Origin of the sequence: Clostridium thermobutyricum (genome assembly GCF_000371465.1) — a bacterium.
Lineage (GTDB): Bacteria > Bacillota > Clostridia > Clostridiales > Clostridiaceae > Clostridium > Clostridium thermobutyricum.
In genome coordinates, this window is the sequence record NZ_KB850956.1 from 668,729 (window position 1) to 691,005 (window position 22,277).

Genomic DNA, 22,277 nt, shown 5'->3' on the forward strand with positions numbered 1-22,277 from the left:
CTTTCTAAAATTTAAAAAGTGTATCTATGGAGGTATTTAATGCTTTAGCAATAGCAAGAATTTCATAGTCAAATAGTGGACGTTTACAGTTCTCTATTCTTGACAGCATTGGTTCATCTAAGTGGATCTCTTGTAAGTTAAGTTTAGCAACAAGCTCTTTTTGAGATATATTTAATGATTTTCTTAATAATTTTATATTTAAACCTATTATATTTTTATTTTCCATAATTAATACTCCAATTCATTTATGTATTAATTTTAGTAAAAAGTACATAATAAAAGTTGTGTAACACACAAGTTTTTGAAAGAGGTGAAAATAATTATGGGAATATTTGTACCTGTAGTAAAAGATATATCTTTATATAGAGAAATAGTTAAAAATATGGTCAATCCTTTAGAAGTGCTACGTGAAGCTATAAGCAATTCTGTTGATGCTGAAGCTAAAAATATATTTATCAGAATATATAGAAATGAAAAGGGAAAATTCTCATTAGAAATAGAAGATGATGGAGGAGGAATGGATGAGAATGAGATTAAAACTTTCTTTAATTTAGGAGATTCTAAAAAGGGAGAAAAAAATATCGGGGAAAAAGGACTAGGAACAAAAATATTTTTTAGATGTGATAGTCTTAGTGTAGAAACTAATAAATTAAATTATAAAAGTATATTTGCATTTATGGAGAGTCCATGGAGGAGCTTAAAAGAGGAAAAATTACCTGAATATTCACTAGAATTCACAGAAGAAAAAGTTTATAAAAGTGGAACTAAAATAAAAATTGAAAATTATTTGATAAATAATCCTGAAAAACTATTTAATTTTTACGTAGTTAAAGATTATATTTTATGGTTTACTGCAGCAGGAAGTTTTAAAAATATATTTGCTAACTTTGTAGAGTTAAATAGTTATGTAAAAAATATGCAAATAGCACCAAGGATATTTATAAATGATGAGATATTAGGGATTAAAGAAGAATTAGCAGGAACACATCAATTTTTTCAACCACAAGAGAACCCAAAAGAAGATGAATCAGAAAAAGTTTATAAAAAGTCAGTTAATTACTGCAGACATTTTGGACCATATCACAGAAGCACGAATATAAATGGAGAATATGTTTCATTTCAACTGTATGGAACTATATCAGGAATAAATTGTAGAAAAGAAATATCAAGATTAAAGGCTGGAGAAAGATATAAAACTAGATTTGGTATATATTTAGCTAAAGACTTTATACCAGTTTTAAAATCAAATCTTATACAAAATAAAAATTTTCATCATTTTCATTTGTTATTGAACTCTCAAAATTTTGATTTAACAGCAGATAGAAATAATATATGTAATAGAGATAGTGAAAAAGTTAAATGGATATTTGATAATGCGAAAAAAATAATAAATGAAGATATAATTCCTTTAGCTGAAAATGGATATTTTAAGTTGAGGAAAGAGGAAGAAATACAATATTTAATAAACACCAAAACTGATAATTTAAATAAAAGACTTAAAACATATGATGAATTAGAAAATATAGATATAAATGATATAGCACTTAGAAAAATCCCAGATAATGAAGATCAAACGGCATTATTATTTGCAATATTACTTAGTAATTCAAAGTATAAGCAGAAGATTAGATACATAGATAGTATATTGCATTATGCAACAAACTCTACAACTGATTTAATATGTCTAGATAAGGAAGAAAATGTAGTTCTAGTAGAAATAGAATTTTTATTAAGTAATATATTTAAGCATGAACATCCATTTAAAACTTTTGATTACATAGTCTGTTGGAAGATAGATATTAAAGAGAAAAGTAGAAAATTCTTAATTGATGGTATTGAATTGGAACTTTGTACAGAGAATGGAGAGCATTATTTAAGGTATTTAAATAATAATAAAATTAAAATTATAGAAATTAGCAATATATTAAATAATATTTTAGAGGAAAATGGTGTGAATCACTAAAAGTATATTTAAATATAGTTATGATGAATGAATTAGTATGAAAATGTCTCAAAATGGAATTTTTAATTTCTTTGAGGCATTTTTAAAATTTATAAGGTATAATTTAAATAAGAGAAAATCATTTTAAATAATAAATTTTTATAGGGGGAATAAAGTGAATAAGAAGAGTTTGAGTGAGACAAGCATTATAACTAAATATATATTGCCAGCTATAATTGATTCGGGATGGAATCAAGAGCAAATAGCACAAGAAATAAGTTTCACAGATGGTAAAATAATTGTAAGAAAGAAAATGGTTAGTAGAGGAAGTAGAAAAAGAGCTGATATAATACTTTATTATAGAGATAATTTACCTTTAGCAATTATTGAAGCGAAAGACAATAAGCATTCTGTAAATGCTGGAATGCAACAAGGTCTAAACTATGGAAATATTTTAGATATACCATTTATTTATTCATCAAACGGAGATGGATTTATTGAACACGATAGAACTAAAACAGAAGGAACTATTGAAAGAGAGTTAACATTAGAAGAATTTCCATCACCAGAAGAGTTATGGAATCGATATAAAGAATATAAGGGCATCAATAAAGAGCAAGAAGAAATAGTAACTCATAATTATTACTATGATCAAGATACCTTTCCACCTAGATATTATCAACGTATTGCTGTAAATAGAACTGTTGAAGCGATTGCAAAGGGACAGGACAGAGTGTTACTTGTTATGGCTACTGGGACTGGAAAAACATATACTGCATTTCAAATAGTTTATAAGTTATTTAAGTCTAATAATAAGAGAAGAATATTATATTTAGCAGACAGAAATATATTAGTAGATCAAACTATAGTTGGAGATTTTAAACCATTAGTAAAAAATATAAATAAAATAAAGAATAGGACAGCAGATAAATCTAAAGAGATTCAATTTGCTCTTTATCAAAGTTTGACTGGGGATACAGAAGAAAAGAAGTTATATAAGCAATATAGTAGAGATTATTTTGATTTAATAATTATAGATGAGTGTCATAGAGGGAGTGCAAAAGAAGATTCAGCATGGAGAGAGATATTAGATTATTTTGAATCTGCAACTAAAGTAGGATTAACAGCAACGCCTAAAGAAACTAAGGATGTTTCTAATCTAGATTATTTTGGTGAACCAGTATTCACATATTCTTTAAAAGAAGGTATAGAAGATGGCTTTTTAGCTCCATATAAAGTTATAAGAGTTGCAATAGATAGGGATTTAGAAGGATATAGACCTGAAAAGGGAAAAATAGATAGGTATGGAAATGTTATTGAGGATAGGATTTATAATAGAAAAGATTATGATAGAAATCTTATCTTAACTAAGAGAACAGAAGTTGTAGCCAAATTTGTATCAGATTATTTAAAAGAAAATAATAAAAGAATGGCAAAAACAATATTCTTTTGTACAGATATAAATCATGCCGATAGAATGAGAACTGCATTGATTAATGAGAATGCAGATTTATACTCACAAAACAACAAGTATGTTATGAAAATTACTGGAGATGATGAAGAAGGAAAATCACAACTTCGAAATTTTATTACTCCAAAAGAAAAATATCCTACATTAGTTACTACAAGTAAATTATTAACAACTGGAGTAGATTGTAAAACTTGCGAGTTTATAGTTATAGATTCAGAAATAAGCTCAATGATAGAATTTAAACAAATACTCGGTAGAGGCACTAGAATAAGAGAAGATTATGGGAAAATGTATTTTACTTTGATAGATTTTAGAGATGTGTCTAGGTTATTTGTTGATAAAGACTTTGATGGGGAACCTGTAAAGATAAAAGAAACAGATACTAATACTATACCAAATGAAGATGATGAAGGGTTTGACGAGATATCAGGTAATAATGATATAGATTATCAAGAACAATATGATGATAATGGACGTGGTGGTGCAGATTTTATAAATGATCCATTTGGTAGAGATGATAAAGTAAATAAATATATTATAGATGATGTAGAAGTAAAGATAATAAATCGTAGGGCACATTATTATGGAGCAGATGGTAAACTAATAGTTGAATCTCTTGAAGATTATTCAAAAAAGAATATAAGAAAAGAGTTTAATACTCTAGATCAGTTTATAAGAACTTGGAGTGAAACTGATAAAAAGAATGAGTTGAAAAAGCATTTTGAAGATGAAGGTATATTCTTGGAAGATTTAATAGATGATGTAGGAAAAGATATGGATATATTTGATTTAGTATGTCATATCGCTTATGATATGCCCCCATTAACAAGAAGAGAAAGAGCCAACAATGTTAAAAAGAGAAATTATTTTGGGAAATATAATGAGAAGGCTAGAGTTATTTTAGATAAATTACTTGATAAGTACGCTAATGAGGGAATTGAAAATATAGAAGATATCAATGTATTAAAATTACCTGAATTTAGAGAGGTAGGAAGTCAATTAGAAATAGTCAAAAAAGTATTTGGTGGAAAAAAAGAATACGAAAAGGTGATAAAAGAATTAATTAGTGAGTTATACACTATCGCATAATAAAATAAGTTGAGGTAAATAAATGGAGTATTTAAGTTTTATACAATCTGAAGGAGTAAATGAATTAAAGCAATTAATTGAAAAGAGCTTATCAGAGATAAGTTCTTTTAAAGATGTTAGCACGTTACCAAAAGAGAAAGGGGGTATATTTTATATATGACTGTGAAAGTTTAGTGTATATTGGCGAAGCCGGTAGAGGGGAAAAGCAAACCATTAGGGAAAGATGTATGCAGTATTTGCAACAGGGAACGGGGCGAAAATTTAGAGAAAAATTAATGATGGATAAGGAATTAGACGTTCAGGAGTCAATTGAGTATATAAAAGAAAAATGTACAATAAGATATATTATTGAAAATAAACATAAAAAATTAGAGCATTTAGCAATAGGGATATTTAATACTAAATATAATGACTAAAGTTTTTTAACAAGGAGATTAGAAAATGGAAATTACAAGTGTAATAAAGAGTGTTCAAGATATAATGCGTCAGGATGCAGGAGTAGATGGAGATGCCCAAAGAATATCGCAATTAGTTTGGATGATATTTTTAAAGGTATTTGATGCTAAGGAAGAAGAATGGGAATTAGATAGTGATGATTATACATCTATTGTTCCAGAAGAGTTAAGATGGAGTAATTGGGCCGATGATGATGAAGGAATGACAGGAGATGAATTATTAGATTTTGTTAATAATAAATTATTTAAAGAATTAAAAGAAATTGAGTTAACTCAATATTCAGATTCAAAATCATTTTTAGTTAAGGCTATATTTGAGGATTCATATAACTATATGAAATCAGGAGCATTAATAAGGCAAGTAATAAATAAATTAAATGAAATAGATTTTACTGCTAGTGAGGATAGGCATTTATTTAATGATATATATGAAAATATATTAAAAGATTTACAAAGTGCAGGTAACTCAGGAGAGTTCTATACTCCTAGACCAGTTACAAAGTTCATTATAGATATGTTGAATCCTAAGTTAGGAGAAAAGGTTGCTGATTTTGCTTGTGGAACAGGTGGGTTCTTAACTTGCGCTATAGAATATATGAAAACTCAACAAACTACAGTTGAAGATATTAAGTTATTAGGTGAGTCAATTATAGGTATAGAGAAAAAACCATTGCCACACCTTTTAGCAACTACCAATTTAATACTTCATGATATAGATGTACCACAAATAAAACATGATAATTCACTTATGAAAAATATAAGTGATTTAAAACCAACAGAAATGATAGATGTTATAGCAATGAATCCTCCTTTTGGTGGAATTGAGGAAGATACAGTATTAAGTAATTTCCCACAACAATTTCAAACAAAAGAAACTGCAGATTTGTTTATGACACTTATAATGTATAGACTAAGTGATAAGGGTAGAGCAGGTGTAGTATTACCTGATGGATTCCTATTTGGTGAAGGGGTTAAAACTAAAATAAAAGAAAAACTATTAAGTGAATTTAATCTTCATACAATAGTTAGAATGCCTAATGGTGTATTTGCTCCATATACAGGAATAAATACAAACCTTTTATTCTTTGAAAAAGGAAAAGCAACAGAGGATGTATGGTACTTTGAGCATCCATTACCAGAAGGATATAAAAACTATACAAAAACAAAGCCAATAAGAAGTGAAGAATTTGAATTAGAAAAATCATGGTGGATTAATAGAGAAGAAAATGAATATGCCTGGAAGATATCTATTGAAGAAATCAAAAATAAAAATTATAACTTAGATTTTAAAAATCCAAATAAAGAAGAAGAAGATCTAGGAGATCCAGTTGCATTGATAGAGAAATATAATAATGCAAAGGCTGAAGTTGATGAAATACAAAATCAACTTATAGAAGAATTAACAAAGATTTTAGGTGGTAATTAATATGGATATGATGTTAGAACAATTTAAAACCATCTTTGATAGACCGGAAAAGGTTAAAAAGTTAAGAGAAATAATACTTGATTTGGCAGTAAGAGGAAAATTAGTGCGACAAAATTCTAATGATGAACCAGCGAGTATTTTACTGGATAGGATTAAGGAAGAGAGAGAAATATTAATCAAAGGGAAGAAAATAAAGAGAGAAAAGCCTCTATCGGATATAAGCGAAGAAGAGAAACCTTATAAATTACCAAGTGGGTGGGAATGGAGTAGATTTGCAAATTGTGTAAGAAACATTAAAGGAGTGACTTATAAAAAGCATGTTGCAATTAATGAGGAAAAGTATGGATATGAGTTAATTTTAAGAGGCGGTAATATTGATTCAAAGACAGGTAAATTAACTTGTTCAGATAATATATATATTCCTAAAGGTATAATAAAAGAAGAACAATATATTATTAAAGGTGATACGTTAATGGTTGCATCATCAGGAACAAAAAGTTCAATAGCGAAATCAACGTTTATTAGTAATAAGATTGAGGACACTAGTGTAGGAGCATTTTTATATATTATTAGACCATATCAAGGTATAAATAGTAGATATATAAATATGCTTGTACAAAAATTTAGGCAGGATATAATAGAAACTACTGAAGGTACTAATATTAGTAATGTTAACAAGTCTGTATTAGATAGGTTTATAATACCTATACCACCTATACAAGAACAAAACCGTATGGTGGAAAAAGTTGATTTAGTAATGAATTTTTGCGATAAGTTAGAAAAAGCATTAGAGAAAAAAGTTTATTATGGAGAGTTAAGTGCTAAATCCATATTTAACGCCGTAGGTAATGTTTCTACTTCTAAAGAATTAGAAGAAACCTTAAAATTTATATTATTAAACTTTAAGGATTTATCTTTAGGAGATAATGCGGTTAAAGAACTAAAAAATTGTATACTTCAATTAGCAGTACAAGGGAAATTAGTACCACAAGATTCAAATGATGAACCAGCAGAAGTTCTTTTAGCAAAGATAAGAGAAGAAAAGGAAAGATTAATTAAGGAAAAGAAAATAAAGAAAGAAAAGCCTTTAGGGGAGATAGGTGAAGAAGAAAAGCCTTTTAAATTGCCTAAAGGTTGGGCTTGGACTAGAGTGGGAAAATTGGGGATTACTCAAACAGGAACAACACCATCAACTAAAAATGAAGAGTACTTTAATGGTACAGTTCCATTTATAAAACCTGCTGATATTAGTGAAAAAGGTATTAATTATGAAAATGAAAGTTTAACAGAATTAGGATTGACAAAGGGAAGGTTGATTTTAAAAAATTCTGTAATGATGGTTTGCATTGGAGGATCTATAGGAAAAAATTATTATACTTCAATGGATTGTAGTTGTAATCAACAAATTAATGCTATTACTCCGTTGGCTAACATAGATTCTAAATTTGTACATTATTTATTATCTAATATTAACGTTTATAATAAAATATTAGAGTTATCAACTGGTTCTGCAACCCCAATAATAAATAAAAGCAAATGGGAGCAGATTATAATTCAACTTCCGCCATTAAAAGAACAAAAACGTATAGTGGAAAAAGTAGATTCATTAATGAAATTATGTGATGAATTAGAAACGAAAATTAAAAACCAAAAAGATTATAGTAATAGATTAATGGAATCAATAATAAAAGAAGTCTAACATAAGAAAAAAATAGTGAAGAGTTTAAATCTTCATTATTTTTTAAGTGAAATACAGATAATTAGTTGGAAAGAAGGTAGATTTATTAATGAAATTTAAAAGAGAAGTTTATGCTTTTATTGAAGATTATATAGAGCAATTAAAGCAAGGAAGTGCAGCAATCTTTGCAGGAGCAGGCTTATCTGCTGGTGTTGGTTTTGTAGATTGGAAGGGGCTATTAGAAAAGCCTGCCAGAAGAATAGGATTAGATGTACAAAAAGAAGATGATTTAGTAACTTTAGCACAATACATCTTTAATGAAGATGGTTCAAGGCAACCATTAACAGAGGTGATTAGAAATAATTTTATTTCAAGTAATAAGATAAATGAAAATCATAAAATATTAAGTTTATTACCTATAAAAACATATTGGACAACTAATTATGACTCTTTAATAGAAGATTCCTTAATTAAATATGGTAAGAATCCAGATGTTAAGAAGACATTAGCAGACTTATCAACAATAATTAGTATGAGAGATGCTGTTATCTATAAAATGCATGGTGATATTAATGATGCTAATAATGCTGTACTTATTAAAGATGACTATGAGGTTTATGAAACTAAAAATCACTTGTTTACATTGAACTTGAAAGCGGATCTAATATCAAAAACATTTTTATTTATAGGATTTAGTTTTGAAGATCCTAATTTAGAGTATATCTTAAGCAAAGTAAGAATTTTATTAGAGGGAAATGGGAGAAAACATTATTGTTTTCTAAAGAAGGTAAATATTAAGGATTTTGAAAAATGCCAAAATCCAGATGAAGAGTTTAAATATGCCGAATTAAAACAAAGGTTAAAGTGTGCAGATTTGAAAAGGTATTGTATTCACCCAGTATTGGTTGATGAATATGAGGATATAACAGAAATTTTAAGATATATAGATAGGATGTATAGAAGAAATAATGTATTAATATCAGGAAGTGCTGACGAATTTGAAAATTTCAATATAAAATTGAAAGGTAAAGATGAAATGATACAACCTTTAGATTTTATTCATGATTTATGTAGAGAAATTAGTAAAAGCGGATTTAAAATAGTAACTGGATATGGAAAAGGAATAGGAAGTGCTGTAATAAATGGTGTTCTAGAAAATGTATATCAAACTAATACAAGAAACTTAGATGATCATATGATAATCAGACCATTTCCTTTATATGCAACAAAGAATATTACTGATGAAGAATTTAATTTAGTTAGGGAATCGTATAGAAAAAGTCTAGTAGAGCAGGCTGGAATTACTATATTTGTATTAGGTAATAAGATTGTTAATGGTGAAGTTGTTGTAGCAGATGGAGTGTTAAAGGAATTTGAAGAATCATTATTAATTGGAAGTAAGGTTATACCAATAGGATTAACTGGATATGCAAGTAAGGAACTATGGGAAAAGGTTAATACTAACTTTGAGAAATATTATAGTGAACATAGAAATTTAAAAGCGTATTTTGAAGTATTAGGAGATGAAAATTCTAATAATGAAGATATTATAAATTCAGTTTGTAGTATTATAAAAGATTTAAGAGAGGTGTTTTAATTTATGAGGAAAGTATTTTTTAGCTTTCATTTTGGAAGAGATGCATGGAGAGCAGGACAAGTAAGAAATAGTGGAAGATTTACAGGTGATGATTCAGGGTTTATTGATAAGGCAGAATGGGAAAAAGTAAAACTAAAAGGAAAAGCACATATCTGTAATTGGATTGATGAGCAAATGAAAGGAACAAGTGTTACAGTTGTACTTATTGGAGCAGAGACATCGACTAGAGAGTATGTAGAGTATGAAATAAAGAAGAGCTTTGCAAAAGGAAATGGTGTTATAGGTATATATATACATAATGTCAAGAATCAATATGGACAAACTGACTACAAGGGGAAAAATCCTTTTGAAAATATTTATTATGAATACCAAGGTAGAAGAGTATATCTATCAGAAATATATAAAACCTATGATTGGGTTTGTGATAATGGAAGAGAAAATATGTCAAAATGGATAGAAGAAGCAGCACAAAGAGCAAGTAGATAGAAGGTGGTATAGTTATGTTTTTTAATATACAGGATTTAGAGAAGAGAGCGAATAGTAAAAGCCTTACAGAAAGTTTTGCAAGTTATGAGTTAAGTAGTTTAAATAAATCTTTTGATGCCTCAAAAACATATGATATATTTTTATCTCATAGTTATCTAGATGCCAAGCATATTAAATTGATTAGAGATGATTTAATTAGTTTAGGTTATTCGGTATATGTAGATTGGATAGAGGATAAGTCTTTAGACAGAACACAAGTTACATCAGAAACAGCAGAGCAGTTAAGAATAAGAATGAAACAGAGCAAGTGTCTATTTTATGCAACAACAGAAAATTATCAAAAGTCTAATTGGATGCCATGGGAGTTAGGGTATTTTGATGCCTTAAAAGATAAAGTTGCAATATTACCAGTAAAAAGTAGGCCGGATAGTTCAGAGCAGTATAATGGAACGGAGTATTTAGGATTGTATAGTTACATTACTCTAACAGAGGATACAAAACAAAATGAATGTTTATGGGTAAATAATAATAAAGATGAATATGTTAAATTTGATGAGTGGTTAGAGGGTAAAAAACCTTTTATTAGAAATAATTAAATAGAATCAAATGATAAAAATAAATATTTTATGATGAGTAATTTGATATATATAGAAAAAGATATCTTAAATGGAAAATTTATATGAATATCTAGGTGATTAATAAGGAAAATATAGATAATAAAATATAATAAAGGATGGATAGAGATATCTATCCTTTTTTAGATTCTAATTTAAAGAACGTGGATATAAGTAGTTATATTTTTAAAAATAATATATTTAAGTAAATGGAGGTAAAAATGAATTCTAAAAATAAAGAGCTATATCAAAATTATGAGGTTAAGTTTGATAGTAAAGAGGGAAATTATAAAGTTAAAGATAAAGAAACAGAAAAAAAGTATGTATTAAATAGTGAACAATTTAAAATATATAAAAAAATAACCAAAAAAAATAAAGAAAAACATGATAAGAAAAATGAGGAATTAGTATCATTTTATAATGATATGATTACGTTTCAACCATTTCAATATAAGCCTTATTTGAATTTAATAAGTGATGAAAACAAAGAGAAATGTATATATATTGCGGATGAGGTTGGAGTTGGAAAGACTTTTGAAACGGGTATTATTTTAAGTGAGTTACTTTATTCAGGAAGAATTGACTTAAGAAAAAGAATACTAATAATTTGCCCGAATATGTTATGTAAGAAATGGCAAGAAGTTTTAAATATGTTTTTTGGTTTAAGTTCAACGATTATTAAAGATATGAAAGAATCAAGCAATATATCAATTATTTCATTTGATAGTATATCAAATTGTAAAAATATAGAGGAGGTAGAGTTAGGGGTTTTAATTATAGATGAAGCCCATAATGTAAGTAATGCAAGACATGAGAAGATTATGAAGATTCGAGAGGAAAGTCAATATACAATATTACTTTCTGCAACACCTTTAAGTGGAAGAGATAAGGATTTAAATAAACAAATTGAATTGTTATTTGGAAAAAATAATATAAATGAAAATGATTTTACTTTTGAAATAGAAAGTTGTTATTTTAATAGGACTCTAAAAGAAGAGATGAGGAAAGAAAAAGTTAAATGGCATATTAATAATATACTTATTCAAAATGATAGATTAAAAGACTATATTAAAATTTGTGAGAAAATATTTAATGGTAGAAACACATTGCGAAAGTTTGTTGGGTTTAATATGATAGGAAGCTCAGTAGAAGCAGCAAAGAAATATTTTGACGGATTTTTAAACCTTGAACATAGCGATATCAAAAAATTAATCTTAGAATCTAAGTTAAATAAAGAAGATATTGACGAGTATGGTTTTGAAAATTGGGATGAATTTTTAGAAAATATATGTGATGAGAATATAGAGATAGAGGATATTATTAGTAATGAGGAAATTAATGATGTTTTGATAGATATTAAAAAACTAGTAAATGAAGATATATATGGGAAAGATTATAAATTTGAGGCGTTACAGAAGATAATTGAAGAAAATAAGTTGAAAAGTTTAAAAAATGAGGATAGTGAGCATGAATTTTATAAGAAAATAGTCGTATTTGTAAATTTTAATGAAACTGCACATTATCTAAATGATAATATTGATAATTCTATATTAATTAATGGAGAAATAGATATAAGTGAAAAATGGAAAAGGTTTAATGAATTTAAAAATCCTAAATCAGGAAAAGATGTATTAATAATTACTAATGTAGCTTGTGAAGGTCAAGATATGGATTTTTGCAATACTATTGTAAACTACGACTTAACATATAATCCTATTCAACTTGCTCAAAGAAAGGGGCGTATTGATAGATTCGAGGTTAAAAAGCCCGATTTATTTATTTATAACTTTTGCATAGAAAATGTAGATCCTAGTGATGAAGAAATTAAAGAATATATAGAAACTAATGATATAAATATACTAAAAAAATATAAGAATAGTATTTATTCAGTTTTGCTGAATAAATTACAAGAGATAAAAAAGAGTACAGGAATATATTATAACATCATAGATACTATTGGAAAAACAATAGAAAGTGATGAGGTGATAGCTAAAGATAAGGTTGTTGAGGTGTTTAAGAGTATGTACGGTGAGGAAATAAGTACATTTGAATCTATTGAGAAAATTTATATGGAACAAAATAAAAATAAATACAAAAGAGCGAATAAACTATTAGAAGAAAAAAAGATTTCAATAGAAGAAAAAGAGGATGGAATTTCTATCAATAGTGATAAAAACAATAGGGAATTTTTAAAGTATGTTTATGATGGTGGAACGTTAAACAGTCATTTAATATATAACAATAAGTAGGTGGATATTGTGGATAATGAAATATTAATTAATAGAGAAGAAATTAAAGGATCTTATGAAGATGCACGTAAAGATTTAGCAGAAGTACTAGATATAACTGAAATAGAATTAAATGAGATTTTAAAGGTATTAGGAGAATATGATAAAAAATTGATGAAAGATAATGAATTATCTGATGAGAAAAAAAGAGGGATATTAGAAGCTATTTGGAAATATAAGATATTATGTAACAAAAATGATGCGGAAAATCGTACTGCAAACACATTGAATCTATTTATAAAAGATATATACAAAGACTCACTTCATTTCTTTTTAGAGTTAATACAAAATGCTGATGATGCTTCTAAAGGAGGTAGTGAACATAGTTTAAAAATAACATTAGATAAAGAATCTAATATTATTTTTGAGTATGATGAAAGAGGATTTAATTTTTCAGATCTTTTTGCTATTACATCAGTAGGAAATAGCAGTAAAAAGGCTAAGGTTGAAGATAGGGATACTAGTATTGGTGAAAAAGGAATTGGATTTAAATCGATATTTGCAATAGCAAAAGAAATTAAAGTTAAAAGTAAGTATTTTTCATTTGAAATTCTAGCGGATCCTAATGATTTAATTAGTATATTGGAGCCATCAAAGGTAGGAATAGAAAACGGAAAAAATTCGAATACAAAATTAACATTAGTTTTAAAAGATGATTTAAAAGAAAAAAAAGAATTTTTAGAACAAATTAATGAGTGGTTAAAAGATAATATACTTTGTGAAGATTTTGCAAATCCATTTATATTCTTGAAAAATATAAAAAAGATTAGTTATGTAAATGAAAAAAATGGAGAAGAAGAAATAACAATAAACATACAGAAAGAAAAGATAAATGATAAATTTGCGTTAGCTAAAATTGATAAAAAAAAGTATATAATATATACAGAAAATATGGAATTTGGAAAAGAAGCAATTTTATCAAGATGGAAATATTTAGAAGGTGAGTTGGGGGAAATAGATACTATTAAAAGATCAACACAAATTGCTTTTCCACTTATTGAAGATGAAATAGAGTGTGGAAAGATATATTCATATTTGCCAACTACTATAGAAGTTAAATTTCCAGTTTTTATTAATTTAGATGTTCATTTAACAGCAAGTAGAGGAAACATTACAGCTAATGATTTTGAAAAAGACTCAAAATGGAATGAGCAGGTAAAAAATAATTTAGCGAAATTTCTATTGAATTCATATAAGGCTGTAATTGAAACACATATGAGTGAATTAAAAGATAATAACGAACTAAAACAATTAAGAGAACAGCTATATAAGTATATCCCGACAAAAGAGGAAGCAGAAAAAGAATTTTATAGTAATGAATTAAATGATTTTTATAATAAAATTCAAAATGAGGAAGTTATTTTAAGTAATAAAAATTCTTTTTTTAAAATGAAAGATATATACTTTGTTTCAGTAGAGAGCAATAATAATGATAAGATATGCCAAACAGAGTATGAAGAAAATAAATATGAAAGGATATATAAGTTTATTAATTTAGCTGGAACTGAATTTAACATACCTAAAAATACTGAATGGAATAAATTAATTTATGATTTGAAAAAAAATTCTGAGCAATTAAAATGTAATGTATATGATTTTGTAAAAGAACAAGGTGGAATAAAAAAATATTGGGAAGAAACGGAAGATAAAAATACACTAGAAATAATCATAAGTTTGTTAGATTCAAATAAAATAAAGGGAGATAATGAACATAATTTTATAGAAATTATACCTTGTGAGTGTATAAAAGATAGTAATGGATTTAAATTAGTGAGCTATTCTTATATAATAGATGAAATGAATAAAGAAGTATTTATTCATTCAAAGAAGAGAGAAATAGAGGATAAAGAGAATTCAATATATATATATGAAGGAGAGAATAAAATTGAAGGTTTAAAAGAGAAAGTGGAGGATATTTATGGGGTATCTGAATACAATTTACAAAAATATTTTAATAAATTAAGTGATGAGTTAATAGAGTGCGGGATAGATGAATCAACTATGAAAGACTTTATTGGAAGAACATTTAAATTTTATGAAAGAGATGCTACATGTTATGAATCTAAAAGTTGTCCAAAAGAGATTAAAGAATTTTTTAATAAGTATACTTTATCATTAAAAGGTTGGGAGAGTTATAAAGATAAAGATATAAATATTGAATATATTAGAAAAGTTATTAGTTTAGATACATTGAAATATTGGGAAATACCAAATGGAATAGAAAACCGAGATAAATATATAAAGTATTTATTATTTTTAGGATTAAAACATAAAATAGAGTTTAAAGATGGAAAGATAGATAAAATATCATTTGAAATTTTACAGTTAGAAGAGAAAAAATTTATAGAAATCAATAATGAGACTAGAGTAGTTGAGAATGAAAGTGAAATTAAAAGATATTTTTTAGAAGATATTAATAGTTTATTAGATGATCAAAAGATTGAAAAAGAGCATTTAGTAGAGTTATGTAGATTACTAGGTTTATTTAAAATTGTCAAAGAAAAAGAAAAAGAAATATTTGTATTAGAAAATAAAGAAATATTTGTATTAGAAAATAGTTATATTGAAAAATTAAATAACAAAATCAAAAATTATCAAAATCAAAAGCAAAATATTTATGAATTGAAAGATTGTAAGTTTTGCATAGTATCTAATAAAAAATATTCTAATATATGGGAAAATATTGAGAGCAAAAATAATAAAATAAAAAACACAACGATGTTTGAAAGTGAAAATAAAGAGATAGAAATAGAATTTATGAATTCTTTTTTAAATCAAGGGAAGGAGTTTATAAGTGCTTTACGAATGTCTAGAATTTTAAATGAATGCTTTGGAAAGTCCTATGCATGGGGAGTAAATGATAATGACAAAGCATTTGATTTAACACTTGAGAAATTTCTCTCATGCTATAAATACTTAACTGGTGACGAAAATCTTGGTAAGTTGATGAAAAAAGGGTATATAGTATTAAAGGATGGAATGAGAAATGTAAGTGAATTTTTTAAAGAGTTTGAAGATTTACAAGATTTTTTAAATAATACTATTACAGATAAAAAGGAAATAGATTTAAATCAGTTTGCTATTGTTAAAAGTAAAAATATGAAAGAAGAAATTATTAAATTTGATGAAAAAAATAATAAAACAGAAGAAATAAAATATTTACTTAAGTTTCAAGAAAATAAATCTGCTATGATAGTAAAAGCTTTAGAAGTGGAGTATGGTAAATTGGAAACTTATCAAAAGAAAGAAATACAAAACTATTTTAATGAATTAGAGGAAAAAGCAAAAAATCCAAAGGAATTAAATGAAAGTGGACATCCGAAATATTGTGAAGGAGTTTTCTTTGAATTTCATGAAGAGAATATAAAAAAAGGAGAAGGAGAATTAAAAAGTATTTGGGATAAAGAAATCTTAAAACAATTATGTGAAAAATTTGAGTTAACTGACTCAAGTTTAATGGAGGGATATGGATATAATTGCCCAGTTTGTGGAGAAAGGCATTTAACAGCATTATCAGGAATGGAATTTAATAGATTTAAAACAGATAGTGAAGAAACTCCATATATATATTTAGTATCTTGTTTAAACTGTGCAGCTATGTTTAGATATGCGAAAAAAAGAGAAATAATAAATTTTGAAAATATTATGAAAGAATTTGAAACGTGTTATTGTATTGATAGTAATCATATAAAAAGTAATTTGAAAATGAAAACAGTTAATGTTGAACTTGAGTTATATGATAATAAAGAGATAGTGATACCTATGAAGGTGTCTTATTTAAATATGATTTTATATAAAAAATTAGATAAAAAGAAATAGATAAGTTAGAATTTTAGAATAAATAGTGTGTAAAAAATAAAGGTATTTAAAATTAGAGACTTAATTTTAGTTGTGTAAATTTAACTTTTTATAAAAAATACGTGTAGGTGGCTAAAATACTTAGAAAATTTTAAAGTTACATCTTGACAAGTGAGTATAAATGAAGGACAGGTAATAGGTGATGAAATATTTCTTTATTTTAATGAAAAAAAACCTATTTATAGACTTCTTTTAAATGAGTGGACAGAAACTGAAGTTAAAAAAGGAATGAAAAATTTAAAGGATAATAGAGAAATGCAATCCCTTCAGGATGCAGGAATTGGGAGGCAATGGGCTGATTGGATAATAGGAATAAACTTAACATCTGTATCTACTATAAGATATAAATTAAATAAAGATAATAAAATTTTGAATATAGGTCGTGTCCTTCTTCCAACTTTAAAAATAATTTATGATAGAGATAAAGAAATAGAAAACTTCAAAGCAACAACTTATTATAAACTTGTAGCAAAATTTAAAACTAATGAAAATAAAGAATTTGAAGGGTTATATTATGAAAATAACTCTGAAAAATTTGAAAATAGAAATGATTTAGCAGCTATAGGAAAAAAGCTAGAAGGAAAAAGTGGAACTATAGTCTTAAAAGAAACAGAAAAGAAAAAAGATTATCCACCATTTCTTTTTAATTTATCAAATTTACAAGGGCATATAACTAGTAAATATAAAGGATGGACTTCAGATAAAGTTTTAAAAGTAGCTCAAAGTCTTTATGAAAAGAAATTTATAACATATCCTAGAACAGGAAGTATTGCGCTTGAGGAAAGTTTAGTAGATAGAACAAAAAAAGTATTAGAAAATATAAAAAAAGGATTACCTTATGAAGATCAAATAAAATTTACTAAAAGTAAAAGAGTATTTGATAATAAAAAGGTTGAAAGCCATAGTGCCATAGTTCCAACATATATGAAGCCAAATGGGTTAAGTGCAGATGAAAAAATAGTATATAATGCAGTAAAAAATAGATTCATAATGCAATTTATGCCTGTAGCTGAATATGAAGAAAGTAAAATAGTAACCAAAATAAATGATTCAGAATTAAAGGGTGAATTTATATCTAAAGGAAAAATTCAACTTGTTGAGGGTTGGAAGGTAGTAGAAAAAATAGAAAGCAAGGATACTATACTTCCTATGGTAAATGAAAAAGATATAATAGATGTAGTTTCTAGTAAAGTATCTTCAGTAACTAAAAAACCACCTAAAAAACATACTGAAAAAACCCTTCTTAGAGTTATGGAAACTTGCGGAAAAAATATTAAAAAAGATAAAGAAGAGCCAGAGGATGAAAATAAAGAAGAAAATAATAGTGATGAAATGATGGCTTCAATTTTAAGTGGATTTAGTATAGGAACTCCTGCAACTCGTGCAGAAACTATAAAAAAACTTAAAGATGTTGGATATATTACAACTAAAGGAAAAAGTCTTACATGTACAGAGCTTGGAAGGACTATGGTAGAAATATTTCCTGTTAAAGAGCTTTTAGACCTTGAATATACAGGAAGACTTGAAAAAACTCTTTCAGATATAGAAAAAGGAAAGTTTAAAAAAGAAGATTTCTTAAAACTTATAAAGGATTTTACAATAGAAGGAGTAAATAAAATAAAAAACGACAATTCTATGCTAAAACACTTTAAAGTAGATTTAGAGAAAGGTCAAGAAAGTATAGGGAATTGTCCTATATGTGGTAATCCAGTTATTGAAGGTGAAAAAGGATTTGGATGTTCAAATTGGAAAAATGGTTGTAAATATACAATTTGGAAAGATGATAAATATATTTCTTCTTTTGGAAAGACTGTTTCAAAAGAAATGGTAGCTCTTTTACTTAAAAACGGAAAAGTAGGTTTTAGAAATTTAAAAAGTAAAAAAGGAAATACTTTTTCAGCTTATTTTAGATATGAATTAAATAAAGAAACAGGGTACTTTAATTGGAAAATTGAATTTTTATAAAAAATATTAATAAAGTGAGAAAAAAGTTTTTTGTTTGATTCAAAATTAGTGGTTTTAAAAATAAATAGAATTATATAGAGAAAGAACTATAAAATCTTAAAACAATTAAAGAGTTTATAGTTCTTTTATTTTAGTATATATTTTTTATAAATTTATAGATAGTAAAAAATATAGAATTAAAAATGGACTTTTTAAGTATTATAGTGCTTAAAACCTGTGGTTTATTAATTTCTAGATAGTATAAATTTTATTTAATATAAATGTAATGGAAAGATATTCTAAAAGAAAAATATTAAAATTTGATTTAATATATAATTATAAATCAATATGTAGAGATAAAATCTAAAAAAGAGAATTAAAAAAATCTAGAGATGAATTTGAACATCTCTAGATTTTAGTTACATTTTGTTTATAAATCTTTTTTTATAAGTATCAAAGCTGGTAATCCAAGATAAGCAATAAACCAAGCTACAATACCAAGAATAAATAATGAAGTACTCATTTTTTTACCTCCTAAGTAATATTATAAAAGTCTGTTAAAACGTTTCATATAAATCTTTTTAGTAAATTGACATAACATACAGAATATTATCATTAATACAAAGATATAAACAAGATACCAAGGAGTTATATAAACCATACCCATTGCACGTCCTATAGGTAAATAAGGAAGAGCCCAACCAAATATAACTGTTACAATAATTGATAAGTTAAATATCCATGATGGATTGCTTTGGAAGAAAGGCACTTTCTCTGTTCTTAAAGCATATAGAACGAATACAGAGTTTGAGATTCCTTCTATGAACCAACCTGTTTGGAATAATGGAGCTGTAGCATTTGTTGTACAACCGAAGATAAACCACATTGTAAGGAATGTAATAAGGTCAAATAGAGAGTTGGTAGGACCAAAAACAATCATCATTTTTCCTATTTCTTTCGAATCCCATTTTCTAGGTTTAGCAATAAGTTCTTCATCAACATTATCCCAAGGGATAAAAATTTGAGTAATATCGTAAATTAAATTTTGAACTAGAAGCTCAATAGGAAGCATAGGAACAAATGGTAAGAAAATACTTGCCATAAGAACACTAAGAGAGTTTCCATAGTTTGAACTTGCAGTAAGTTTTAAGTATTTAGTTGTATTTGCAAAAACTTTTCTTCCTTCGATTATACCTTCTTTTAGAACCATAAGATCTTTTTCTAATAATATAATATCTGCAGATTCTTTAGCAATATCAACAGCAGTATCAACTGAAATTCCAATATCAGATTCTTTTAGAGCTATAGAGTCATTTATACCATCACCCATAAAAGCAACAACTTTATCAGCATTTTTTAATACTCGTACAATTCTTGCTTTTTGAATAGGATTTAATTTAGCAAAAACATTAGTTTTTAAAGCTGCATTTCTTAGTTCGTTATCAGTCATATTTTTAATATCATTACCAAGTAAAATTCCAGTGATTTCAAAACCAACTTGATTACATACTTTTTGTGTAACCACTTCATTATCACCAGTTAAAATTTTTACATCAACACCATAATTTTTTAAAGCTTCTAAAGCTTCTTTTGTACTTTCTTTAGGTGGATCTAAGAATCCTATAAATCCAATTAATGTCATTTCGGATTCATCTTTTAAAGTAAGAGATGTTTTATCTAAAGTTCTTTTAGCAACTCCAATAACTCTCATACCTTCAGAATTTAAATAATCAACTCTTTCTTTTAAATTACGTATAACCTTATTATCAATTTCTAAAATTTCACCATTGATTTCAACATATTTACAAGCTTGAAGCATTTCTTCAAAGGCACCTTTAGTAATTAGAGTATTATTATCGTTTTCATTTATAAGAACTGACATTCTTCTTCTATTAAAGTCAAAAGCAAGCTCATCTAATTTATTAATTTTATTTTTCACTGTATTATCAAAATTTCTTTCATTTGCAGCTTCTATTATTGCAAAATCTATAACATTTTGTAATCCATTTTGACTTACACTATTTATATAAGCATATTTAAGAACTCTATCTGAATGATTTCCAGAGATGTCCATACATTCTTCAACTTTAATATGATCTTCAGTTAATGTTCCTGTTTTATCTGTACAAAGTATCTCTAATGAACCAAAGTTTTGAATTGATCCAATTTTCTTTACAACAGTTTTTTTCTTTGCCATTCTAACAGCACCTTTTGCAAGGTTTTCAGAAACTATAGTAGGTAACATTTCTGGTGTTAAGCCTACTGCTAATGATGCAGCAAACATTAAAGAACTTGTAAAGCTTTTTGTTTGATACCAATCTATAACAAGAACTAAAGGAACCATTATTGCCATAAATTTTAAAAGCATTTTTGAAACTTTTTTTACGCTTTTATCGAAGTTTGTTTCAGGATCAGTTTCTTGTAGAGAATCCTGCATTGCACCAAAATATGTATTTTCGCCAGTACCAATAACAATTGCAGTTGCGGTACCACTAACAACATTAGTACCAAGGAGACAAATATTTGTGTATTCACCAATTTCAGAACTATTGCTGTGATTTAATATGTGTTTTTCTATTGGCTCAGCTTCACCAGTTAAAGTAGATTGACTAACAAAAAAGTCTTTACATTCTAGAATTTTTAAATCAGCTGGAATGATATCACCAGTTTGTAATTTTACAATATCACCTACAGCCAAATCTTTAGTATCTATCTTTGAGAAATTTTTATTATCTCTTTTAACAAAACATGTACTTTTAATGAGTTTCCTTAAAGATTCTGCTGCTTTTTCAGATCTGAACTCTTGAGTAAAAGTAATTATTCCACTAACTAAAATTAGGACAACTATAATATAGATTTGTGACCAACTTTGTTGAGATTTTGGAACAAAAGCAATGCTGGTCAAATATGTAATAATACCGATAATAACTAATACAAAAACAAATGCATTAAGAAATGACTTAAAAAATTGAATAATAACAGGTTCATTCTTATCATCTCTAGTATCATTTTTTCCGTAAGTAGAAATATTTTTATCTACTTGTTCTTTAGTTAATCCATTAGGAGAACTATTAAACTTTTTAAAAAGTTCCTCATTAGACAGCTCACTGTTACAATGAATCTCATTAGTTATTTTTTTGAAATACTCTTGATTGAACTCTTTTTTTCTCTGATTATTTTTACTAATCATTGAAATTTCACCTTCTTTTCTAACATATTAGTTAAAGTAGTTTAGCATATAATTAGTATTAAGGTGAGTTGTTACTTAAGTGCTAATTGATAAATTTATCTTTTTAAGTAATTTGTCACTTTGAGAATATTATAATAAAAAAATAAGTTCTCATGTAAAAATAATTTTTTAATATTAGTTATTTATGTGTATGTATTGATTTAACTAAGTTTAAAGCATTTTAGCATTATAAAAATCAA

The 22,277-nt window shown here is 26.4% G+C and carries 14 protein-coding genes; 12 read left to right on the top strand and 2 right to left on the bottom strand.

Translation table 11 applies throughout. The annotated features are described in order from the left end of the window. Positions 1-4: 4 nt before the first annotated feature. Positions 5-226 carry a helix-turn-helix domain-containing protein gene (locus HMPREF1092_RS02990; RefSeq protein WP_002597120.1) on the bottom strand — a complete coding sequence of 74 codons (222 nt, stop codon included), beginning with the start codon at positions 224-226 and terminating at the stop codon, positions 5-7. A gap of 96 nt (positions 227-322) precedes the next feature. On the opposite strand from HMPREF1092_RS02990, the gene HMPREF1092_RS02995 reads away from it, so the two are divergent. From HMPREF1092_RS02995 to HMPREF1092_RS03045, 12 genes are all read left to right on the top strand, one after another. Continuing rightward, a complete protein-coding gene (locus tag HMPREF1092_RS02995; protein WP_002597121.1) occupies positions 323-1,963 on the top strand; it encodes an ATP-binding protein in 1,641 nt (546 codons plus the stop codon). 154 nt (positions 1,964-2,117) lie between these two features. Then, the gene (gene hsdR, locus HMPREF1092_RS03000) at positions 2,118-4,502 is read left to right on the top strand and encodes an EcoAI/FtnUII family type I restriction enzme subunit R (protein ID WP_002597122.1); all 2,385 of its coding nucleotides are present in this window, start codon (positions 2,118-2,120) and stop codon (positions 4,500-4,502) included. Between the two features lie 22 nt (positions 4,503-4,524). After that, positions 4,525-4,662, top strand: coding sequence for a hypothetical protein (locus tag HMPREF1092_RS17070; RefSeq protein WP_002597123.1), 138 nt, complete (start codon positions 4,525-4,527; stop codon positions 4,660-4,662). Positions 4,663-4,729: 67 nt separating this feature from the next. Beyond that, positions 4,730-4,918 (top strand): hypothetical protein, encoded by a 189-nt coding sequence (locus tag HMPREF1092_RS03005; RefSeq protein ID WP_144054922.1) that lies wholly within the window; start codon positions 4,730-4,732, stop codon positions 4,916-4,918. 25 nt (positions 4,919-4,943) lie between these two features. Then, the gene (locus HMPREF1092_RS03010; protein WP_002597125.1) at positions 4,944-6,383 is read left to right on the top strand and encodes a type I restriction-modification system subunit M; all 1,440 of its coding nucleotides are present in this window, start codon (positions 4,944-4,946) and stop codon (positions 6,381-6,383) included. Between the two features lies 1 nt (position 6,384). After that, the gene (locus HMPREF1092_RS03015) at positions 6,385-8,082 is read left to right on the top strand and encodes a restriction endonuclease subunit S (protein WP_002597126.1); all 1,698 of its coding nucleotides are present in this window, start codon (positions 6,385-6,387) and stop codon (positions 8,080-8,082) included. An 88-nt stretch (positions 8,083-8,170) separates the two neighbouring features. Then, positions 8,171-9,658 (top strand): SIR2 family protein, encoded by a 1,488-nt coding sequence (locus HMPREF1092_RS03020; protein WP_002597127.1) that lies wholly within the window; start codon positions 8,171-8,173, stop codon positions 9,656-9,658. A gap of 3 nt (positions 9,659-9,661) precedes the next feature. Beyond that, on the top strand, positions 9,662-10,144 hold the full coding sequence (locus HMPREF1092_RS03025) for a TIR domain-containing protein (protein WP_002597128.1): 483 nt from the start codon (positions 9,662-9,664) through the stop codon (positions 10,142-10,144). Between the two features lie 14 nt (positions 10,145-10,158). Further along, positions 10,159-10,740, top strand: coding sequence for a TIR domain-containing protein (locus HMPREF1092_RS03030; protein WP_002597129.1), 582 nt, complete (start codon positions 10,159-10,161; stop codon positions 10,738-10,740). Positions 10,741-10,979: 239 nt separating this feature from the next. Continuing rightward, positions 10,980-13,007, top strand: coding sequence for a helicase-related protein (locus tag HMPREF1092_RS03035; protein ID WP_002597130.1), 2,028 nt, complete (start codon positions 10,980-10,982; stop codon positions 13,005-13,007). A gap of 9 nt (positions 13,008-13,016) precedes the next feature. Continuing rightward, positions 13,017-16,865 carry a sacsin N-terminal ATP-binding-like domain-containing protein gene (locus HMPREF1092_RS03040; RefSeq protein WP_002597131.1) on the top strand — a complete coding sequence of 1,283 codons (3,849 nt, stop codon included), beginning with the start codon at positions 13,017-13,019 and terminating at the stop codon, positions 16,863-16,865. Between the two features lie 150 nt (positions 16,866-17,015). After that, entirely contained in the window at positions 17,016-18,869 is a 1,854-nt protein-coding gene (locus HMPREF1092_RS03045) for a type IA DNA topoisomerase (RefSeq protein ID WP_002597132.1), read from the top strand. 523 nt (positions 18,870-19,392) lie between these two features. Here HMPREF1092_RS03045 and mgtA read toward each other — a convergent pair. Then, positions 19,393-22,038 (bottom strand): magnesium-translocating P-type ATPase, encoded by a 2,646-nt coding sequence (gene mgtA / locus HMPREF1092_RS03050; protein ID WP_002597134.1) that lies wholly within the window; start codon positions 22,036-22,038, stop codon positions 19,393-19,395. Positions 22,039-22,277 lie beyond the last annotated feature (239 nt).

What these genes read in the sequence shown, in the direction of transcription:
- HMPREF1092_RS17070 (WP_002597123.1), top strand. Translation starts at nt 4,525, where the DNA reads ATGGAGTATTTAAGTTTTATACAATCTGAAGGAGTAAATGAATTAAAG.
- HMPREF1092_RS03030 (WP_002597129.1), top strand. Translation starts at nt 10,159, where the DNA reads ATGTTTTTTAATATACAGGATTTAGAGAAGAGAGCGAATAGTAAAAGC.
- HMPREF1092_RS02990 (WP_002597120.1), bottom strand. Translation starts at nt 226, where the DNA reads ATGGAAAATAAAAATATAATAGGTTTAAATATAAAATTATTAAGAAAA.
- HMPREF1092_RS02995 (WP_002597121.1), top strand. Translation starts at nt 323, where the DNA reads ATGGGAATATTTGTACCTGTAGTAAAAGATATATCTTTATATAGAGAA.
- HMPREF1092_RS03015 (WP_002597126.1), top strand. Translation starts at nt 6,385, where the DNA reads ATGGATATGATGTTAGAACAATTTAAAACCATCTTTGATAGACCGGAA.
- HMPREF1092_RS03010 (WP_002597125.1), top strand. Translation starts at nt 4,944, where the DNA reads ATGGAAATTACAAGTGTAATAAAGAGTGTTCAAGATATAATGCGTCAG.
- HMPREF1092_RS03035 (WP_002597130.1), top strand. Translation starts at nt 10,980, where the DNA reads ATGAATTCTAAAAATAAAGAGCTATATCAAAATTATGAGGTTAAGTTT.
- mgtA (WP_002597134.1), bottom strand. Translation starts at nt 22,038, where the DNA reads ATGATTAGTAAAAATAATCAGAGAAAAAAAGAGTTCAATCAAGAGTAT.
- HMPREF1092_RS03025 (WP_002597128.1), top strand. Translation starts at nt 9,662, where the DNA reads ATGAGGAAAGTATTTTTTAGCTTTCATTTTGGAAGAGATGCATGGAGA.
- HMPREF1092_RS03020 (WP_002597127.1), top strand. Translation starts at nt 8,171, where the DNA reads ATGAAATTTAAAAGAGAAGTTTATGCTTTTATTGAAGATTATATAGAG.
- HMPREF1092_RS03005 (WP_144054922.1), top strand. Translation starts at nt 4,730, where the DNA reads ATGCAGTATTTGCAACAGGGAACGGGGCGAAAATTTAGAGAAAAATTA.